Here is a 17,319-nt window from a genome sequence, read left to right on the forward strand (position 1 = left end):
ATGACGATGCCGGCCGACCCCGTCGAGGACCTCTGGTCATCGGTCCTCGGACTCCTCTCCGAGGACGACCGCGTCACCCCGCAGCTGGAGGGCTTCCTCCACCTCGTCGAACCGAAGGGTGTCCTCGCCGGCACCCTCTACCTCGAGGTCCCGAACGACCTCACCCGCGGGATGCTCGAGCAGCGCATCCGGATCCCGATCACCGAGGCCGTCTCCCGGATCGGCGACGACACCGTCGCGAACTTCGCCATCACCGTGAACCCGGACATGGCGTCGGAACCCCGGGTCGACCCGACCGTCGCGTCGCACGTCCCCGAGTACGCCGAACCCGTGCAGCAGCCGGTCGAGCAGAGCGCTGCACCGCGGCAGTACATCGAGGCGCCGTTCGTCCCGCGCCAGATCGACTCCCAGGGAACAGGCGGCCGCCCCGAGTCGCGCCTCAACCCGAAGTACAACTTCGACAACTTCGTCATCGGTTCCTCGAACCGGTTCGCGCACGCCGCAGCGGTCGCGGTCGCCGAAGCACCGGCCAAGGCGTACAACCCGCTCTTCATCTACGGCGACTCCGGACTCGGCAAGACACACCTCCTGCACGCGATCGGCCACTACGCCGAGAGCCTCTACCCGGGGATCCGGGTGCGGTACGTGTCGAGTGAGGAGTTCACCAACGACTTCATCAACTCGATCGCGAACAACCGCTCGAACCAGTTCCAGCAGCGCTACCGCGACATCGACATCCTGCTGATCGACGACATCCAGTTCCTGCAGGGCAAGGACTCCACGCAAGAGGCCTTCTTCCACACGTTCAACACGTTGCACGACCACAACAAGCAGGTCGTGATCACCTCGGACGTCGCGCCGAAGCACCTCACCGGGTTCGAGGACCGGATGCGCTCGCGTTTCGAGTGGGGCCTCATCACCGACGTGCAGGCGCCCGAGCTCGAGACCCGCATCGCGATCCTCCGCAAGAAGGCGCAGTCCGACCACCTGCAGGTGCCGGACGACATCCTCGAGTTCATGGCGTCGAAGGTCTCGAGCAACATCCGGGAGCTCGAGGGGACGCTCATCCGGGTCACCGCGTTCGCGAGCCTCAACCGGACGGCCGTCGACATGGCGCTCGTGCAGACGGTCCTGAAGGACCTGATCACCCTCGACGACGACAACGTCGTGGCGCCGACGGACATCATCAACCACACCGCGGAGTACTTCAAGCTCTCCGTCGACGACCTCTACGGGTCCTCCCGCTCGCAGGCGATCGCGACCGCCCGACAGATCGCGATGTACCTCTGCCGTGAGCTGACGAGTCTGTCCCTGCCCAAGATCGGGCAGCTGTTCGGCAACCGCGACCACACCACGGTCATGTACGCGAACAAGAAGATCACCGAGCTCATGAAGGAGCGGCGGTCGATCTACAACCAGGTCACCGAGCTCACCAGTCGCATCAAGCAGGACCGCCGCTACCGCTGATCGCGGGCCCGCATCGCCGTGCGTCGACCCGGCAGGTCCGCGCGGCTCGCGATCCGACGTGCACGGAAGATCCGGCCTGGAGGCACGGCTGACGACCGTCAGATCGGCCTGTCTCCGCGCGCATCCACCATCTGAGACGGTTCCATGCGCCGGAGTTCTCACAGTGTGGAAAGCCTGTGGATAACTGTGGAGGACACGCCGCTCGGTTGTTCACAGGAGAGGGGCCATCTGTGGAAACTGGGGATGGAAGTGGATACCTGAGATTCACTCATCCAGATGTCGCCAACAGGCCACTCACAACTCACACGCTTGTAGTTCCCTGTCGCTGAGCGGTCTCAACAGGGTTATCCACAGTGTGCACAGGCGTTAACACCATTACTCCTGGTTAACGATTGATCTCAGCGGGCCAACCTTGTGGACGGCGGGATGACAAGAAATCCCGGCCCGGTCGGGCTGTGCCACAATGGGGCGGCCGGGCAGTCCAACCGATCGACAGGGGTTCCAGCTGTGAAGTTCGAGGTCAACCGGGACGTCTTCTCCGAAGCCGTCTCATTCGCGGTGAAGCTCCTCCCACAGCGCACGACCCTCCCGATCCTGTCGGGTGTCCTCATCCACGCCGAGGGCGATCGGCTCACGCTGTCGTCGTTCGACTACGAGGTCTCGGCGCAGACGTCCATCACGGCGCAGATCGACGACGCGGGCACCGTACTGGTCTCGGGCCGACTCCTCAACGACATCGCGAGCCGCCTGCCGAACGCCCCGGTCACCTTCACCACCGAGGACTCGAAGATCTCGGTCAGCTGCGGGTCCGCCCACTTCACCCTGCTGTCGATGCCGGTCGAGGAGTACCCGACCCTCCCGGAGATCGGTGCACAGACCGGTGTCATCCCCGGCGACGCCTTCTCCGAGGCGGTCTCGCAGGTCGCCGTCGCAGCCAGCCGCGACGACGTCACCCCGGTCATCACCGGCGTGCAGCTCGAGGTCAGCGACCACGACCTCTCACTCATCGCGACCGACCGCTACCGCGTCGCCGTGCGCACGATCCAGTGGGACTCCGGCCGCTCCGGCGAAACCGACACCGCACCGCTGCACGCACTCGTGCCGGCACGCACCCTGCAGGAAGTCGGCCGCACGTTCGGCTCGGCGTCCACCGTCTCGGTCTCGATCAGCGGCTCGTCCGAGCGCGAGCTCATCGCGTTCCACGCCGACGACAAGACCGTGACGTCGCTGCTCATCAAGGGCAACTACCCGCCGGTCCGCCGGCTCTTCCCCGATACCGTCGAGGACCACGCGGTGATCAACACCGCGGAACTCGTCGAAGCGGTCCGACGGGTCTCCCTCGTCCTGGAGCGCGAAGCAGCGCTCCGGTTCTCCTTCACGGTCGACGGGCTCACGCTCGAGGCGATCGGTTCCGAACAAGCGCAGGCGTCAGAGTCGATCAGTGCGTTGCTGACCGGTGAGGAAACGGTGGTCTCCCTGAAGCCCGCCTTCCTCCTGGACGGGTTGAATGCGGTGCACTCCGAATTCGTCCGCATCTCCTTCACCAAGACGGAGAACCCCAACAAGCCGGGACCGGTGCTCATCACCGGCCAGACCTCGCAAGAGGCGCCGGCTGCGGACGGATACCGGTACCTGCTGCAGCCCAATCTCCTGCTGCGGTAACCGCAACAGCCGAACACTGCGCTGACGCGCCACCCCTGCATCAGCGCGACGACGAACAGAAGAGGAAATCATGCACATCGGTCTTGTCGGCCTCGGTCGCATGGGCAACAACATGCGTGCCCGTCTCCGCAACGCAGGCATCGAGGTCACCGGGTACGACGCGAACCCCGCCGTCTCCGATGTGGCCAGCCTCGCCGACCTCGCGGCAGCGCTTCCCGAGGGCCAGAAGCTCGTGTGGGTCATGGTCCCGCACGGCAAGATCACCGACGACGTGATCACCGAGCTCGCCGGCGTCCTCGCCGAGGGCGACCTGGTGATCGACGGTGGGAACTCGAAGTGGCTGGACGACACCGTCCACGCCGAGCAGCTCGGTGCCAAGGGCATCCGTTACATGGACGCCGGCGTCTCCGGTGGTGTCTGGGGCAAGGACAACGGCTACGGCCTCATGGTCGGCGGTGACGTCAAGGACGTCGAGTTCGCCATGCCGGTCTTCGACGCGCTCCGCCCCGAGGGCCCGCGTGAAGAGGGCTTCTCGCACGCCGGCCCGATCGGCGCCGGCCACTACGCGAAGATGGTCCACAACGGCATCGAGTACGCGATCATGCAGGCGTACGGCGAGGGCTTCGAGCTCCTCGAGGCCAAGGACATCATCCACGACGTCCCCGCCGTGTTCGCCGGCTGGCAGCGCGGCACGGTCGTGCGCTCCTGGCTGCTCGACCTCATGGTGCTCGCCCTCAACGAGGACCCGAAGCTCGACGAGCTCGAGGGCTACGTCGAGGACTCGGGCGAGGGCCGTTGGACGCTCGAAGAGGGCATCGAGCTCGCGGTGCCGATGCCCGCGCTCTCGGCGTCGATCTTCGCGCGCTTCGTCTCGCGTCAGGGCAGCGCGTCCCCGACGATGAAGGCCGTCGCGGCGCTCCGCAACCAGTTCGGCGGACACGCCGTCAAGAAGGCGTAGTCCTGCCGAGGTAACCACCTCGACCCGTATCGGCCCGCGTGCACGTCGACAATCTCCAGCTCACCGACTTCCGGAACTACCGGGAGGCGGACGTCGACCTCGCACGCGGGCCGAACCTGTTCGTCGGACGCAACGGCCAGGGCAAGACGAACCTGGTCGAGGCGATCGGGTACCTGTCGACCCTCGGCTCGCACCGGGTGCCCACCGATGCCGCGCTCGTCCGCCAGGGCTGTGACGCGGCGATCGTCCGGGCCCGGCTCGCGCACGAGGACCGGAGCATCCTCGCCGAGGTGCAGATCAACCGGACCGGCGCGAACCGTGCGCAGGTCAACCGTGCGGCGATCAAGCCGCGCGAACTCCCGCGCTACTGCACGAGCGTGCTCTTCGCTCCCGAGGACCTGGCACTCGTCCGTGGCGAGCCGGCCGGCCGGCGCCGCATGCTCGACGAGCTGCTCGGCCAGATCGCGCCGCGGATGCAGGGCGTCCTCGCGGACTACGACCGGACGCTCCGCCAGCGGAACACCCTGCTGAAGACCGCGCGGGCGACCGGTGCGAAGGCCGGCGCCCTCGCGACGCTCGACGTCTGGGACGAGCGGCTCGTGGCGTTCGGCTCGGAGATCGTCGCCGCCCGTGACCACCTCACGCGTCGCCTCGCACCGTTCGTCGCCGAGGCCTACGCGACGGTCGCCGGCGAGCGGCACGAGGCCTCGATCTCCGGCGTGCTGAGCGTCCGGGGCGACGATCCCGAACTCGCGGACGGCACGGGATCCACGGCCGGCACACCCGACGAACCGGTCACGATCGCGGCCGTCGCCGATGCCTTCCGCGCAGCGCTCGAGCGTCGCCGGCGGGACGAGCTGGACCGCGGGCTGACCCTGGTCGGACCGCACCGCGACGACGTGCTCTTCCAACTGAACGGGTTACCGGCCCGCGGGTACGCCAGTCACGGGGAGTCGTGGTCGTTCGCGCTCGCCGTCCAGCTCGCCAGCGCCTCGATCCTCCGCGCCGAGTCGAACCTGGGCGACCCGATCATCATCCTCGACGACGTCTTCGCCGAACTCGACGAATCGCGCCGCGAACGCCTGGCCGGAGCGGTTGCCGACTACGAGCAGGTGCTCATCACCGCAGCGGTGTTCGGTGACGTGCCGGAACAGCTGGCCGCACACACGGTGCGGATCGAGGCGGGGACGATCGTCACGGAAGCCGACGTGACGGAAGCCGACGTGACGGAAGCCGGCGCCTGATGCCGAAGCCATCCAAGCCGACCGAGCCCTCGCGGGTCTACCGCCACCTCCGCGCCGTCTTCGGCGACCCCTCCAAGCGCGGCGTCGACGCTCGTCGCCGACGCATGAGCGCGCTCGACCCCGACTCCGTCCCCTACGGCCGCGGTCGCGAACCGAAGGGCCTCGCCGACGTCGTCGGTTCGCTCGCCCAGGAACTCGGCTGGACCGAGCCGCTCGCCCGTTCGGAACTCTTCGTCGACTGGCCCGCTGTGGTCGGCGACGAACTCGCGAAGCACTCCCGACCGATGACGATCGACGACGGTGCGCTGGTGATCCGGTGCGACTCCACGGCGTGGGCGACGCAGCTCCGGCTGATGCGCAGCACCATCACCACGACCATCGCCGAACGGCACCCGGAGGCAGGGGTGGAATCGATCCGGGTTTCCGGGCCTGACGCCCCCACCTGGAAACGCGGCCCCAGGACGGTCCAGGGGCGCGGTCCTCGCGACACCTACGGTTGAGCCGACGAAATCATCCTCTGGTGCCAGATTCGGCCGCTGAACGGCCGATTTCAGCCCTCGGACGAGGGGGTCCTGAGGTAGACTGGTGGGTGCAGTGCGTGGGTGTTCCGCGCGCAGGCAGGAGCACTCTCGAATGACATCCGGATCTGACGACGACCGACAGAACTCGTCCGGCCAGGCGACCCCGCAGAGCGATCCAGCGTACGGCGCAGACCAGATCCAGGTGCTCGAGGGACTCGAAGCCGTCCGCAAGCGTCCGGGCATGTACATCGGGTCCACGGGTCCGCGCGGTCTGCACCACCTCGTGCAGGAGATCGTCGACAACTCCGTCGACGAAGCACTCGCGGGCTACTGCGACACCATCAACGTCACGATCCGCGAAGACGGCGGCGTCCGCGTGGTCGACAACGGCCGTGGCATCCCCGTCGGGATCCACGCCGCCGAGGGCGTCTCGACCGTCCAGGTCGTCCTGACCGTCCTGCACGCCGGCGGCAAGTTCGGCGGCGGCGCGTACGCGGTGTCCGGTGGTCTGCACGGTGTCGGTTCCTCCGTCGTGAACGCGCTCTCGAGCGAGCTCGACGTCGAGGTCCGCCAGCAGGGCCACGTCTGGCGCCAGAGCTACACCGACGGCGTCCCCGTCGCGCCCCTGTCGAAGGACGAAGCGTCCGACGAGCACGGCACGACGATCACCTTCTGGCCGAACGCCGAGATCTTCGAGTCGGTCGTCTTCGACTACGAGACGCTCCGCACCCGCTTCCAGCAGATGGCCTTCCTCAACAAGGGCCTCCGGATCACGCTGCAGGACGAGCGCACCCCGGACGAAGGGGAAGAGGCCCGTCAGGACTCCTTCCGCTACGAGCGCGGCCTCGCCGACTACGTCGAGTACCTCAACTCGCAGAAGAAGGCCGACCTCGTCAACCCGGACGTCATCGGCTTCGAGGCCGAGGACCCGGAGCGCAAGATCGCGCTCGAGGTCGCGATGCAGTGGAACACCTCCTACCAGGAGAGCGTCCACACCTTCGCGAACACGATCAACACGCACGAGGGCGGGACCCACGAAGAGGGCTTCCGCGCCGCGCTCACCTCGCTCGTCAACAAGTACGCGCGCGAGGCGAAGATCATCAAGGAGAAGGACGACAACCTCACGGGTGACGACATCCGTGAAGGTCTGACGGCCGTCATCTCCGTGAAGCTCGGCGAGCCGCAGTTCGAGGGCCAGACCAAGACGAAGCTCGGCAACACCGAGGCGAAGTCGTTCGTGCAGCGCGTCGTCGGCACCGAGCTCACCCACTGGTTCGAGAGCAACCCGACGCAGGCCCGCGACGTCGTCCGCAAGGCGATCCAGGCCTCGCAGGCACGGCTCGCCGCCCGCAAGGCGCGTGAGACCACCCGCCGCAAGGGCCTCCTCGAGTCGGGTGGCATGCCCGGCAAGCTCAAGGACTGCCAGTCGAAGGACCCGACGCTCTCCGAGATCTTCATGGTCGAGGGTGACTCCGCCGGCGGGTCCGCCGTGCAGGGCCGCAACCCGATGACGCAGGCGATCCTGCCGCTCCGCGGCAAGATCCTCAACGTCGAGAAGGCGCGTCTCGACCGTGCCCTGGCCAACCAGGAGATCCAGTCGATGATCACGGCGTTCGGCGCCGGCATCGGCGAGGACTTCGACGCGGACAAGGCCCGGTACCACAAGATCGTGCTGATGGCCGATGCCGACGTCGACGGCCAGCACATCACGACGCTGCTCCTCACCCTGCTGTTCCGCTACATGCGGCCGCTCATCGAGCGCGGCTACGTGTACCTCGCCCAGCCGCCGCTGTACCGGATCAAGTGGTCGAACTCGGCGCACGAGTACGTGTTCAGCGACCGCGAGCGCGACGCGCTCATGCAGGCCGGTCTCGCCGCCGGCAAGCGCATCCCGAAGGACAACGGGATCCAGCGCTACAAGGGTCTCGGTGAGATGGACTACAAGGAACTCTGGGACACCACGATGAACCCGGACACCCGGACGCTCCTGCAGGTCACGCTCGAGGACGCCGCCGCGGTGGACAGCGTGTTCGCGACGCTGATGGGCGAGGACGTCGAGTCCCGTCGCCAGTTCATCCAGCAGAACGCCAAGGACGTCCGGTTCTTGGACATCTGAGACACCTCGGCCTGGAGGCGCGGCGTGAGCCGCGTCGACCAGTCCCGACCACCTGTGGTCGCGCCCGGCGCGACGAACGGAACCAGTGCCTCCAGGCCATCGCCCGGAGGGCCACCAGAAAGGTGACCAAGCCACATGGCTGACGACAACGAGAACGGCGCCGACGAGCAGCCCGAGATCGTCCACGGCGACAGCGGGGACATCGTCGTCTCCGGTGACCGCATCTCGCAGGTCGACCTGCAGCTCGAGATGCAGCGTTCGTACCTCGACTACGCGATGTCGGTCATCGTCGGCCGTGCGCTGCCGGAGGTCCGTGACGGACTGAAGCCGGTGCACCGCCGCGTGATCTACGCGATGTTCGACGGCGGTTACCGGCCGGACCGGGCCTTCTCGAAGTGCTCGCGCGTGGTCGGCGACGTGATGGGGCAGTTCCACCCGCACGGTGACAGCGCGATCTACGACGCACTCGTCCGCCTCGTGCAGCCGTGGTCGCTCCGGTACCCGCTCGCACTCGGCCAGGGCAACTTCGGCTCGCCCGGCAACGACGGCGCGGCCGCCCCGCGGTACACCGAGACCAAGATGGCGCCGCTCGCCATGGAGATGGTCCGGGACATCGACGAGGACACCGTCGACTTCCAGGACAACTACGACGGTCGCACGCAGGAACCCGCCATCCTGCCGGCGCGGTTCCCGAACCTGTTGGTCAACGGCTCGGTCGGCATCGCGGTCGGCATGGCCACGAACATCCCGCCGCACAACCTGCGCGAGGTCGCCGCCGGTGCGCAGTGGGCACTCGAGCACCCGGACGCGACGCGTGAGGAACTCCTCGCCGCGCTCATGCAGCGGATCAAGGGACCGGACTTCCCGACCGGGGCGCAGATCCTCGGCACCAAGGGCATCCAGGACGCCTACCGCACCGGTCGCGGATCGATCACGATGCGCGCGGTCGTCAACGTCGAGGAGATCCAGGGCCGCACCTGCCTCGTCGTCACCGAGCTGCCGTACCAGGTCAACCCCGACAACCTCGCGATCCGCATCGCCGAGGGCGTCAAGGACGGCAAGCTCTCCGGCATCGCGGACATCCGCGACGAGACCTCCGGCCGCACCGGGCAGCGCCTCGTCATCGTGCTGAAGCGCGACGCCGTCGCCAAGGTCGTCCTGAACAACCTGTACAAGCACACGCAGCTGCAGGAGAACTTCGGCGCGAACATGCTCGCGATCGTCGACGGCGTCCCGCGCACCCTCGCGCTCGACGGCTTCATCTCCGCCTGGGTCGACCACCAGATCGACGTCATCGTCCGCCGGACCCAGTACCGACTCCGCGAGGCCGAGAAGCGTGCGCACATCCTGCGCGGCTACCTCGCAGCGCTCGACGCCCTCGACGAGGTCATCGCGCTCATCCGCCGGTCGCCCGACGTCGAAGAGGCCCGCACCGGCCTGATGGACCTGCTGTCCGTCGACGAGATCCAGGCGCGCGCGATCCTCGAACTCCAGCTCCGTCGCCTCGCCGCCCTCGAGCGGCAGAAGATCCACGACGAGGCGGAAGAGCTCGAGCGGAAGATCGCCGACTTCCAGGACATCCTGGCGTCGGAGACCCGCCAGCGCACGATCATCGGCGACGAGCTCGCGGAGATCGTCGAACGCTTCGGCGACGACCGTCGCAGCGAGATCCTGCTCGGCTTCGACGGGGACATGTCCATCGAGGACCTCATCCCCGAAGAGGAGATGGTCGTCACCATCACCCGCGGCGGGTACGTCAAGCGGACCCGGAGCGACAACTACCGCTCCCAGCACCGCGGCGGACGCGGGGTCAAGGGTGCGCAGCTGCGCGCCGACGACATCGTCGAGCACTTCTTCGTCACGACGACGCACCACTGGCTGCTGTTCCTCACCGACCAGGGCCGCGTCTACCGCGCGAAGGCGTACGAACTGCAGGAGGCCAGCCGCGACGCGAAGGGCCAGCACGTCGCCAACCTGCTCGCGATGCAGCCGGACGAGCAGATCCAGCAGGTCCTCGACATCCGTGACTACGAGGCTGCGCAGTACCTCGTGCTCGCCACCGCGCACGGCCTCGTCAAGAAGACGGCGCTGACCGAGTACGACACGAACCGCACCGGCGGCATCATCGCGATCAACCTCCGCGACGGTGACACCCTGGTGCAGGCGCTCCTCGTCGACGAGCACGACGACCTGCTCCTCGTGTCGAAGCACGGCATGTCGCTGCGCTTCACCGCCACGAACGACACCCTGCGCCCGATGGGTCGATCGACCTCCGGCGTGAAGGGCATGTCCTTCCGCGACGACGACGCACTCCTCGCAGCCCGGGTCGTGTCCGACGACGGCTACGTGTGGGTCATGACCGAGGGCGGCTACGCCAAGCGCACCTCGGTCGACCAGTACCGCGTGCAGGGCCGTGGTGGTCTCGGCATCAAGGTGGCCAAGCTGGCCGCCGACCGAGGCGAGCTTGTGGGTGCTCTCATCGTGGGCGAGGACGACGAGGTGCTCGTCGTGCTGCAATCGGGCAAGGTGGTAAGGTCTGCCGTGGCCGAGGTGCCCGCCAAGGGTCGCGACACGATGGGTGTGGTCTTCGCGAGGTTCGCGGAGAACGACCGGATCATCGCTGTGGCCCGGAACACCGAGCGGAACCTGGACGACCAGGACGACGCCGAGATCGAGCCCGCGGGCCCGGTGGAGACGGTCAGCCCGGACGAAGCGGCCGCCGACCCCGCCGACGCAGCGCCCGGGGATGCAGCGCCCGCCGATGCAGTGCCCACCGACCGCACGCCCACGGACACCGTGGCCGGAGAGGACCAGTCAAGCAATGAGTAGTGTCGCCGAGAAGCTCCAGAAGAAGGCGAAGCGGCCCGTCGGCACCCGTCAGGTGCGACTGCGGCTCGTGTACGTCGACTTCTGGTCGATGGTGAAGCTCAGCTTCCTCATCGCCCTGGCCGGATCGATCGTGATCGTCGTCGCCACCGCGCTGGTGTGGGTCATCCTCAACCAGACCGGCGTCTTCGGCGAGATCGACTCCTTGCTCAAGGACGTCACGGGGCAGAACAACTACTCGATCATGGACCAGTTCTCGCTGGGTCAGGTGCTCGGGTTCTCCATCGTCGTGGGCATCCTCAACGTGGTCGTCGGCACCGTGCTCGGCGCGATCGTGAGCGTCCTCTACAACCTCAGTGTGCGGATCACGGGCGGCCTGCTCGTGGGCTTCACGAACAACTGACACACCCGGCCGGATGTGGCCGACCGCTCGATTTCGTTCTCCGGGATCGGTACGGTAGGCTTTCATCCGGTCTGAGGGGCTATAGCTCAGGCGGTTAGAGCGCTTCGCTGATAACGAAGAGGTCCAAGGTTCAAGTCCTTGTAGCCCCACCACGCAAGAATCCAAGCAGTACCCGTCACTGGCACGATCGGTGGCACTCGGGGCCTTAGCTCAGTTGGTAGAGCGCCTGCTTTGCAAGCAGGATGTCAGGAGTTCGATTCTCCTAGGCTCCACTCCGCTCGGGTCGACGCTGTTCGGCTCGTTCCTCGCCTCACCAGGGCGTTTCGTCGTGCTTGTCTGCGCCTTCGGCGCGCCGCTCCGCGATGGTCCGTCCGCCCGCTGGCCGCCTTCGGCGGCGCCGCTCTGCGATGGTCCGTCCGCGGCTGGTGGTGGGCTGTTGAGATCGCAGTTTGGCGGGGGCCGCCGTGCTGGGAGGGCGCGGAAGTGCGATCTCGAGGTGCGCGCGGGCGGACTGGAGGCGCGGGGCGGGGCCGGCACGTGCCTCCCGGCCGGTGGGTGATGCGTCACAGGCACGTGGTGCGCCGCTCAATTCGCGCTCGCCAGCACGGAGACGACGAAGGGCCCCGGCGGAAGCCGGGGCCCTTCGTGCGAACCGGGAGGTCAGGCGGAGGGCTTCTCCGCCGTGTCGGCGTCGTCGGCGACCCACAGGTCGTCATCGGCGCGGAGCGTCTGGTACGCGGCGTACGCGGCGCCGGCGACGGCGACCACGCCGACCACGATCAGCGCGACACCGCCGAAGCCGATGCCCTTCTTCTTCTGCGCAGCGGCCGGCACGTACTTGACGGCTGCCTTCTTCGCCTTCTTGCCCTTCTTCTGGGCGTCCTTCACGATCTTCTGGACCCGGGGGTCCTTCGCGAGGTCGACCACGCTCAGGACCGAGCCGGCCGTGGACACCAGGCCCGGGACCACCTCGGACTGGAAGCGGTGCGAAGCGTTCTGCGCTGCACTCGTCGCAGCGTGCACACCCGTCGCGACAGCCGGGCGGATCCCGTTGTCGATCGCGTTCTGCACTCGCGGCGCGATGTCCTTGCGGGCGGTGTCCGCGGCGTTGGACCGGGCCTCCGCCAAGATCGCGTTCGCGTGCTCGAGGACCTTGCGCTGCTCTCCGAGGAGCGAGGCGGTCTGGCCCTTGAGCTTCTTGATCTGCTTCCGACGCTTGCGCGGGATCTCGATCGTCGTCATCTGGTACCTCCATCGGATCGGCGTGGGTCCCATCCTGCCACCGGAGTCCCTGACAGGTCACGGAACCGTACCTGTGGGATCCGTCTGACCATCAGCAGTACATGCGAGAATCGGAACATGTCTCTGCACACCGCTGTCGCAACGATCCACACGAACAAGGGCGACATCCGCGTCAACCTGTTCGGCAACCACGCTCCGAAGACCGTCAAGAACTTCGTCGACCTCGCGACGGGCCAGCAGGAATGGACCCACCCGGGCACCGGCAAGGTGTCGACGGACAAGCTCTACGACGGTGTCGTCTTCCACCGCATCATCAAGGACTTCATGATCCAGGGCGGCGACCCGCTCGGCCAGGGCATCGGCGGCCCCGGCTACCGCTTCGACGACGAGATCTCGCCGGAGCTCACCTTCCAGAACCCGTACATCTTCGCGATGGCGAACGCCGGCATCCAGGGCGGTCGCGGCACGAACGGCTCGCAGTTCTTCATCACCACGGTGGCGACGCCGTGGCTGCAGGGCAAGCACACCATCTTCGGTGAGGTCGCGGACGACGAGTCCCGTGCCGTCGTCGACGCGATCGAGGGCGTCGCCACCGACGGTCGTGACAAGCCGGTCGAGGACGTCGTCATCCAGAGCATCGACGTCGAGGACGTCTGAGCCACCACGTGAGCGATCCGGCGTACAACTCGAACAACACCTGCTACCGGCACCCCGACCGTCAGAGCTTCGTCCTCTGCCAGCGGTGCGGGCGGACGATCTGCCCGGAGTGCCAGACGCCGGCGGCGGTCGGGGTGCACTGCCCGGAGTGCGTGCGTGAACAGCGCGCACGGTTCACGCAGAACCGTCGGGCGAGCGGACCCAGTGGGATCACGGTCGCCCGACGGCGGTTCGCCATGCTCGACCAGAAGGCGACGGTCGTCATCGTCGTCGTGTCGGTCGTGCTGTGGTTGCTCAACCAGGTGAGCGGCGGGTACGTCAACGCCTGGCTGAGCTTCTACACGCCGCTGGCGGGCACGCAGCCGTGGCGGTTGATCACCGGACTGTTCGTGCACTCGTCGTTCTTCCACATCCTGTTCAACATGTGGGCGGTGTGGATCTTCGGGCGGATGCTCGAGAACATCCTGGGGACGTGGCGCTTCCTCGCGCTCTACTTCCTGGCCGGGCTCGGCGGCGACCTCGCGGTGGCCTGGCTCAGCCCCGGCACCCAGGTCGTGGGAGCGTCCGGCGCGATCTTCGGCCTCTTCGCGGCGTTCTTCGTCATCCAGCGGAGTCTCGGCTACAACGCCGTGCAGCTCCTCGTGATCATGGGACTGAACCTCGTCGTCGGGTTCCTGCCCGGGACGAACATCTCCTGGCAGGCGCACGTCGGTGGGATCGTCCTCGGGTTCATCACCGGGTTCGTCTTCGCGAGGACCCGGAACATCCGACAGCGAACGCTCCAGATCAGCTTGCTCGTGGCTGAGGCCGTCGTCGTCATCGGCGCGATCTTCGCCGCGTACGCCGGTCTCCAGGTCGGTATCGGCATCTGACCACTGCCCCGGCACGAACGCCCCGTCGTACGTTGCGGCGGGGCGTTCGTCGTTCCCCGGCAGGCGTTCGCCGTTCCCTCGGTTCGCCGTCGAGCGCGGCCGCGGTTTCGATCATCAGGAACGGGTGCGTTGTCCACACGTGCACGACCGAGTTGTCCACAGCTGTGGACAACTCGGCGAGTTACACCGATGTGATTATCCCCACTGTGGACTGAGCTGTGGATAACTCCGGGTCCGGGGTGTGGAGGAGCGTGTGGAAAGTGTGGAGAACTGTGGAGAATCCGGCCGGTCGTGGGGAGAACGGGCGATCGAACCCAGTGAGACTGTGGAGAAGTACTGCCAGGAACGACGAAGCCCGTCGCACCTTGCGGTGCGACGGGCGTCGAGGAAGCGTTCGGCCGGAGCGTCAGCGCCAACGGGTGGTCATGAGGAAGCCGACGAACATGATGCCGAAGCCGATGAGGATGTTCCACGACCCGAGGGACGGGACCGGCAGCGTCGTGTTCGAGATGTAGAAGACGATCACCCAGGCGAGCCCGATGAGCATGAAGCCGAACATGACCGGCTTGAACCACACGGGGTTGGGCTGGTCCCCCGCGGTGTCCACCGAGTCGGCTCGGGTCGTCCGGGCGGGCTTGGTGCGGTCCTTGTCCTTGGCCATGGCCGGTATCCTACCGTGACCGAGTGTGTGGGAAGACTCTCAGCCTGCTGCACACATCCCCCACGAGTACGGTGGAGCGCCATGACCAAGATCCTCGTCGTCGACAACTACGACAGCTTCGTCTACACGCTGAACGGCTACGTGCAGCAGCTCGGTGCCGACACCGACGTGGTCCGGAACGACGCCTTCCCCGAATCGGAGATCGCCGACCGCATCGCCGACTACGACGGCGTGCTGCTGTCCCCGGGCCCTGGGACGCCGGCCGACGCGGGCATCTCGATCGCCACGGTCCACGCCGCCCTCGCTGCGGACAAGCCGCTGTTCGGTGTCTGCCTGGGCCACCAGGCGATCGCGGAAGCCCTCGGCGCGACCGTCACCCACGCGGACGAGCTCATGCACGGGAAGACGTCGCAGGTCGACCACGACGACAGTGCGCTCTTCGCGGGTGTTCCCCACCCGTTCACCGCGACGCGGTACCACTCCCTCGCGATCGTCGACGGCACCGTTCCCGACGAACTCACCGTGACGGCCCGGACGGGCGGCGGTGTGATCATGGGTGTGCAGCACCGCGAGCACCCGGTGTACGGCGTCCAGTTCCACCCGGAGTCGGTCCTCACCGAGGGCGGCTACCGCATGGTCGGCAACTGGCTCGAGAGCACCGGACTCGAAGGGGCGGCGGAACGCGCGGCCGGACTCAACCCACTCATCGCAGGTCACCGGGCCTGATCCCGGGCGATGCTGCCTGCTGGCCGTGACGTGGCCGGGCAGGAGCGGTCAGCGACCGTCGCCGCCGTCGTCCCCACCGTTGTCGTCGCCACCGTTGTCGCCGGCACTGGGCGCTGCGGGCTGCGTGGGCTGCGAGGAAGCAGCGCAGTAGGTCAGGACCACGGTGCTGCCCTGCGCGATGTCACCGGCCGGAGCGTTCTGCTGCGTGACCGTCCCGCCCGTGCAGGAGTACGTGGGCGCCGGCGTGACCGTCAGGCCGAGCGCGGCCAGTGTGGCGTTCGCCGTGGAGAACGGCTGCTGCGTGACGTCCGGCAGCTCGACCTTGCCGTTCGACACCGTCAGGTTCACGACCGAGCCCTTGGTGTGCTGCGTGCCGCTGGCGGGGTCGGTGCTCATGACCGTGCCCTCGGGGACGTCGGGTGAGTAGTCGGAGTTGATGGCGCCGATCGTGAACCCGGCGTCGGTGAGGGTCTTCTCGGCGGCGTCCTGCGCCTGGCTCGCGAGGTCAGGGATGGCGATCTGCTCCGGCCCGATCGAGACGACGACGCGGACGTCCTGACTGCGCGCCACGTTCGTGCCCGAACCGGGTTCGGTGCGGACGACCGTGCCCTTCTCGACGTCGTCGGAGTTCTCCTCGACCTTCACCGCGCCGAGGTCACGCTTCTCGAGGGCGGCGGACGCGGACTCCCACGTGGCACCGACGACGTTCGGCACGCTCACCGACGAGGACACCGGCGGTTTGCCCGGCTGCAGGTTCGCGACGAAGAACACGACCGCGACGATGACGGCCGCCGTCAGGAGGATGCCGACCCAGATCCACGCCACGGGGGGACGGTTCTGCGTCCGCTGCGGGCGGTGCTCGGCGGTGTCGTCCTCGAGCTCGCGGAAGGCGACCGCAGGGTTCGACGTCGTTCGCGGGTTCACCCCGAAGAGCATCGTGGAGGCGTCGTTCGCGGACCGCTGGTGCAGCTTGCGGGTCGATGCCGGTACGTGCCCTGTCGCGGCCTGCTGCAGTTCGGTCCGGAACTCGGCGGCGTTCTGGTACCGGCGGGTGCGGTCCTTGACGAGCGCGTGCAGCGTCACGGCATCGAGCGCCGGTGAGACGGTGGGCGTGAGCGACGACGGGGCGACCGGCTGCTCACTGACGTGCTGGTACGCGACGGCGACGGGCGAGTCACCGATGAACGGCGCACGGCCGGTGAGGAGCTCGAACAGCACCACGCCGGTGGAGTAGACGTCGGTGCGGGCGTCGACCGTCTCGCCGCGTGCCTGCTCCGGGGAGAAGTAGGAGGCGGTCCCGAGGATCGACGTCGTCTGCGCGACCGTCGCCGAGGTGTCGGTGATGGCCCGGGCGATGCCGAAGTCCATGACCTTGACCTGGCCGGTGTGCGTGACCATGACGTTGGCGGGCTTGATGTCGCGGTGCACGACACCGGCACGGTGGGAGTACTCGAGCGCGGTGAGGATGCCCTCGGTGATGCGGACGGCTTCGTCCGGGTCGACCGGGCCCTCGCCGATGATGTCGGAGAGCGGACGCCCCTCGACGTGTTCCATGACGATGAACGGGACCTGGACCTCGGCGCCCGAGGTCTCGGTGACGGTCTCTTCGCCGGCGTCGTAGACGCGGACGATCGTCGGGTGCGCCATGCGCGCAGCGGCCTGGGCTTCCTGCCGGAACCGCATGCGGAACGCCGGGTCGTTCGCGAGGCTCGGCTTCAACAGCTTCACCGCCACCTTGCGTCCGAGGCGTGTGTCGTTGCCCAGATGCACAGTGGCCATGCCGCCCCGACCGATGACTTCACCGATCTCGTAGCGGTTGGCGAGGAGGGTGATCCCCGCGGTCACACCTTCTGGCACGTACTCCTCCGAATGTCCGTCCGGGCTAGTGTACGGCAGGCGTTCCTGGTGAGATGCTGGCGACGGGGGCCACGACCGAACCGTTACGCAACGGTGTCGCGAGCCCC

At 67.6% G+C, this 17,319-nt stretch carries 14 protein-coding genes and 2 tRNA genes; 13 read left to right on the forward strand and 3 right to left on the reverse strand.

Annotated features, from left to right (window positions below):
* The 10 genes from dnaA to DEJ28_RS00050 all read left to right on the forward strand — a co-directional run bounded on the left by dnaA (nt 1) and on the right by DEJ28_RS00050 (nt 11,469).
* Nucleotides 1-1,467: a chromosomal replication initiator protein DnaA gene (gene dnaA / locus DEJ28_RS00005; protein ID WP_111114545.1), complete on the forward strand. Its 1,467-nt coding sequence runs from the start codon at nt 1-3 to the stop codon at nt 1,465-1,467.
* A 507-nt stretch (nt 1,468-1,974) separates the two neighbouring features.
* Nucleotides 1,975-3,129: a DNA polymerase III subunit beta gene (gene dnaN / locus DEJ28_RS00010; protein ID WP_111114546.1), complete on the forward strand. Its 1,155-nt coding sequence runs from the start codon at nt 1,975-1,977 to the stop codon at nt 3,127-3,129.
* Between the two features lie 70 nt (nt 3,130-3,199).
* Nucleotides 3,200-4,087, forward strand: a complete 888-nt coding sequence (gene gnd, locus DEJ28_RS00015; protein ID WP_111114547.1) for a phosphogluconate dehydrogenase (NAD(+)-dependent, decarboxylating) — start codon at nt 3,200-3,202, stop codon at nt 4,085-4,087.
* Nucleotides 4,088-4,125: 38 nt separating this feature from the next.
* Nucleotides 4,126-5,331: a DNA replication/repair protein RecF gene (recF, locus tag DEJ28_RS00020; RefSeq protein ID WP_111114548.1), complete on the forward strand. Its 1,206-nt coding sequence runs from the start codon at nt 4,126-4,128 to the stop codon at nt 5,329-5,331.
* Entirely contained in the window at nt 5,331-5,831 is a 501-nt protein-coding gene (locus DEJ28_RS00025) for a DciA family protein (protein WP_111114549.1), read from the forward strand. The genes recF and DEJ28_RS00025 overlap by 1 nt, the downstream gene beginning before the upstream one ends.
* Before the next feature lie 133 nt (nt 5,832-5,964).
* Entirely contained in the window at nt 5,965-7,968 is a 2,004-nt protein-coding gene (gene gyrB, locus DEJ28_RS00030; RefSeq protein ID WP_111114550.1) for a DNA topoisomerase (ATP-hydrolyzing) subunit B, read from the forward strand.
* Nucleotides 7,969-8,103: 135 nt separating this feature from the next.
* A complete protein-coding gene (gene gyrA / locus DEJ28_RS00035; protein WP_258367930.1) occupies nt 8,104-10,797 on the forward strand; it encodes a DNA gyrase subunit A in 2,694 nt (897 codons plus the stop codon).
* On the forward strand, nt 10,790-11,197 hold the full coding sequence (locus tag DEJ28_RS00040; protein ID WP_071291657.1) for a DUF3566 domain-containing protein: 408 nt from the start codon (nt 10,790-10,792) through the stop codon (nt 11,195-11,197). The genes gyrA and DEJ28_RS00040 overlap by 8 nt, the downstream gene beginning before the upstream one ends.
* Before the next feature lie 75 nt (nt 11,198-11,272).
* Nucleotides 11,273-11,349, forward strand: a tRNA-Ile gene (locus tag DEJ28_RS00045).
* Between the two features lie 47 nt (nt 11,350-11,396).
* Nucleotides 11,397-11,469 (forward strand) — tRNA-Ala (locus DEJ28_RS00050).
* Between the two features lie 388 nt (nt 11,470-11,857).
* Here DEJ28_RS00050 and DEJ28_RS00055 read toward each other — a convergent pair.
* Nucleotides 11,858-12,439, reverse strand: a complete 582-nt coding sequence (locus DEJ28_RS00055; RefSeq protein WP_181433614.1) for a hypothetical protein — start codon at nt 12,437-12,439, stop codon at nt 11,858-11,860.
* Nucleotides 12,440-12,556: 117 nt separating this feature from the next.
* Here DEJ28_RS00055 and DEJ28_RS00060 point away from each other — a divergent pair, with 117 nt between their 5' ends.
* A complete protein-coding gene (locus DEJ28_RS00060; RefSeq protein WP_181433615.1) occupies nt 12,557-13,096 on the forward strand; it encodes a peptidylprolyl isomerase in 540 nt (179 codons plus the stop codon).
* A gap of 8 nt (nt 13,097-13,104) precedes the next feature.
* Entirely contained in the window at nt 13,105-13,968 is an 864-nt protein-coding gene (locus DEJ28_RS00065) for a rhomboid family protein (protein ID WP_111114552.1), read from the forward strand.
* A gap of 406 nt (nt 13,969-14,374) precedes the next feature.
* On the opposite strand, the gene DEJ28_RS00070 is transcribed toward DEJ28_RS00065, so the two are convergent.
* Nucleotides 14,375-14,629: a cell division protein CrgA gene (locus DEJ28_RS00070; protein ID WP_070417459.1), complete on the reverse strand. Its 255-nt coding sequence runs from the start codon at nt 14,627-14,629 to the stop codon at nt 14,375-14,377.
* A gap of 81 nt (nt 14,630-14,710) precedes the next feature.
* On the opposite strand from DEJ28_RS00070, the gene DEJ28_RS00075 reads away from it, so the two are divergent.
* Nucleotides 14,711-15,355, forward strand: a complete 645-nt coding sequence (locus tag DEJ28_RS00075) for an anthranilate synthase component II (RefSeq protein ID WP_111114553.1) — start codon at nt 14,711-14,713, stop codon at nt 15,353-15,355.
* A 48-nt stretch (nt 15,356-15,403) separates the two neighbouring features.
* Here DEJ28_RS00075 and pknB read toward each other — a convergent pair whose 3' ends face one another.
* Nucleotides 15,404-17,212, reverse strand: coding sequence for a Stk1 family PASTA domain-containing Ser/Thr kinase (gene pknB, locus DEJ28_RS00080; RefSeq protein WP_258367931.1), 1,809 nt, complete (start codon nt 17,210-17,212; stop codon nt 15,404-15,406).
* Nucleotides 17,213-17,319 lie beyond the last annotated feature (107 nt).

It is taken from the genome of Curtobacterium sp. MCPF17_002, from assembly GCF_003234115.2.
Classification (GTDB): domain Bacteria; phylum Actinomycetota; class Actinomycetes; order Actinomycetales; family Microbacteriaceae; genus Curtobacterium.

What these genes read in the sequence shown, in the direction of transcription:
- DEJ28_RS00025 (WP_111114549.1), top strand. Translation starts at nt 5,331, where the DNA reads ATGCCGAAGCCATCCAAGCCGACCGAGCCCTCGCGGGTCTACCGCCAC.
- DEJ28_RS00060 (WP_181433615.1), top strand. Translation starts at nt 12,557, where the DNA reads ATGTCTCTGCACACCGCTGTCGCAACGATCCACACGAACAAGGGCGAC.
- DEJ28_RS00055 (WP_181433614.1), bottom strand. Translation starts at nt 12,439, where the DNA reads ATGACGACGATCGAGATCCCGCGCAAGCGTCGGAAGCAGATCAAGAAG.
- dnaA (WP_111114545.1), top strand. Translation starts at nt 1, where the DNA reads ATGACGATGCCGGCCGACCCCGTCGAGGACCTCTGGTCATCGGTCCTC.
- DEJ28_RS00075 (WP_111114553.1), top strand. Translation starts at nt 14,711, where the DNA reads ATGACCAAGATCCTCGTCGTCGACAACTACGACAGCTTCGTCTACACG.
- gnd (WP_111114547.1), top strand. Translation starts at nt 3,200, where the DNA reads ATGCACATCGGTCTTGTCGGCCTCGGTCGCATGGGCAACAACATGCGT.
- DEJ28_RS00070 (WP_070417459.1), bottom strand. Translation starts at nt 14,629, where the DNA reads ATGGCCAAGGACAAGGACCGCACCAAGCCCGCCCGGACGACCCGAGCC.
- gyrA (WP_258367930.1), top strand. Translation starts at nt 8,104, where the DNA reads ATGGCTGACGACAACGAGAACGGCGCCGACGAGCAGCCCGAGATCGTC.
- DEJ28_RS00040 (WP_071291657.1), top strand. Translation starts at nt 10,790, where the DNA reads ATGAGTAGTGTCGCCGAGAAGCTCCAGAAGAAGGCGAAGCGGCCCGTC.
- gyrB (WP_111114550.1), top strand. Translation starts at nt 5,965, where the DNA reads ATGACATCCGGATCTGACGACGACCGACAGAACTCGTCCGGCCAGGCG.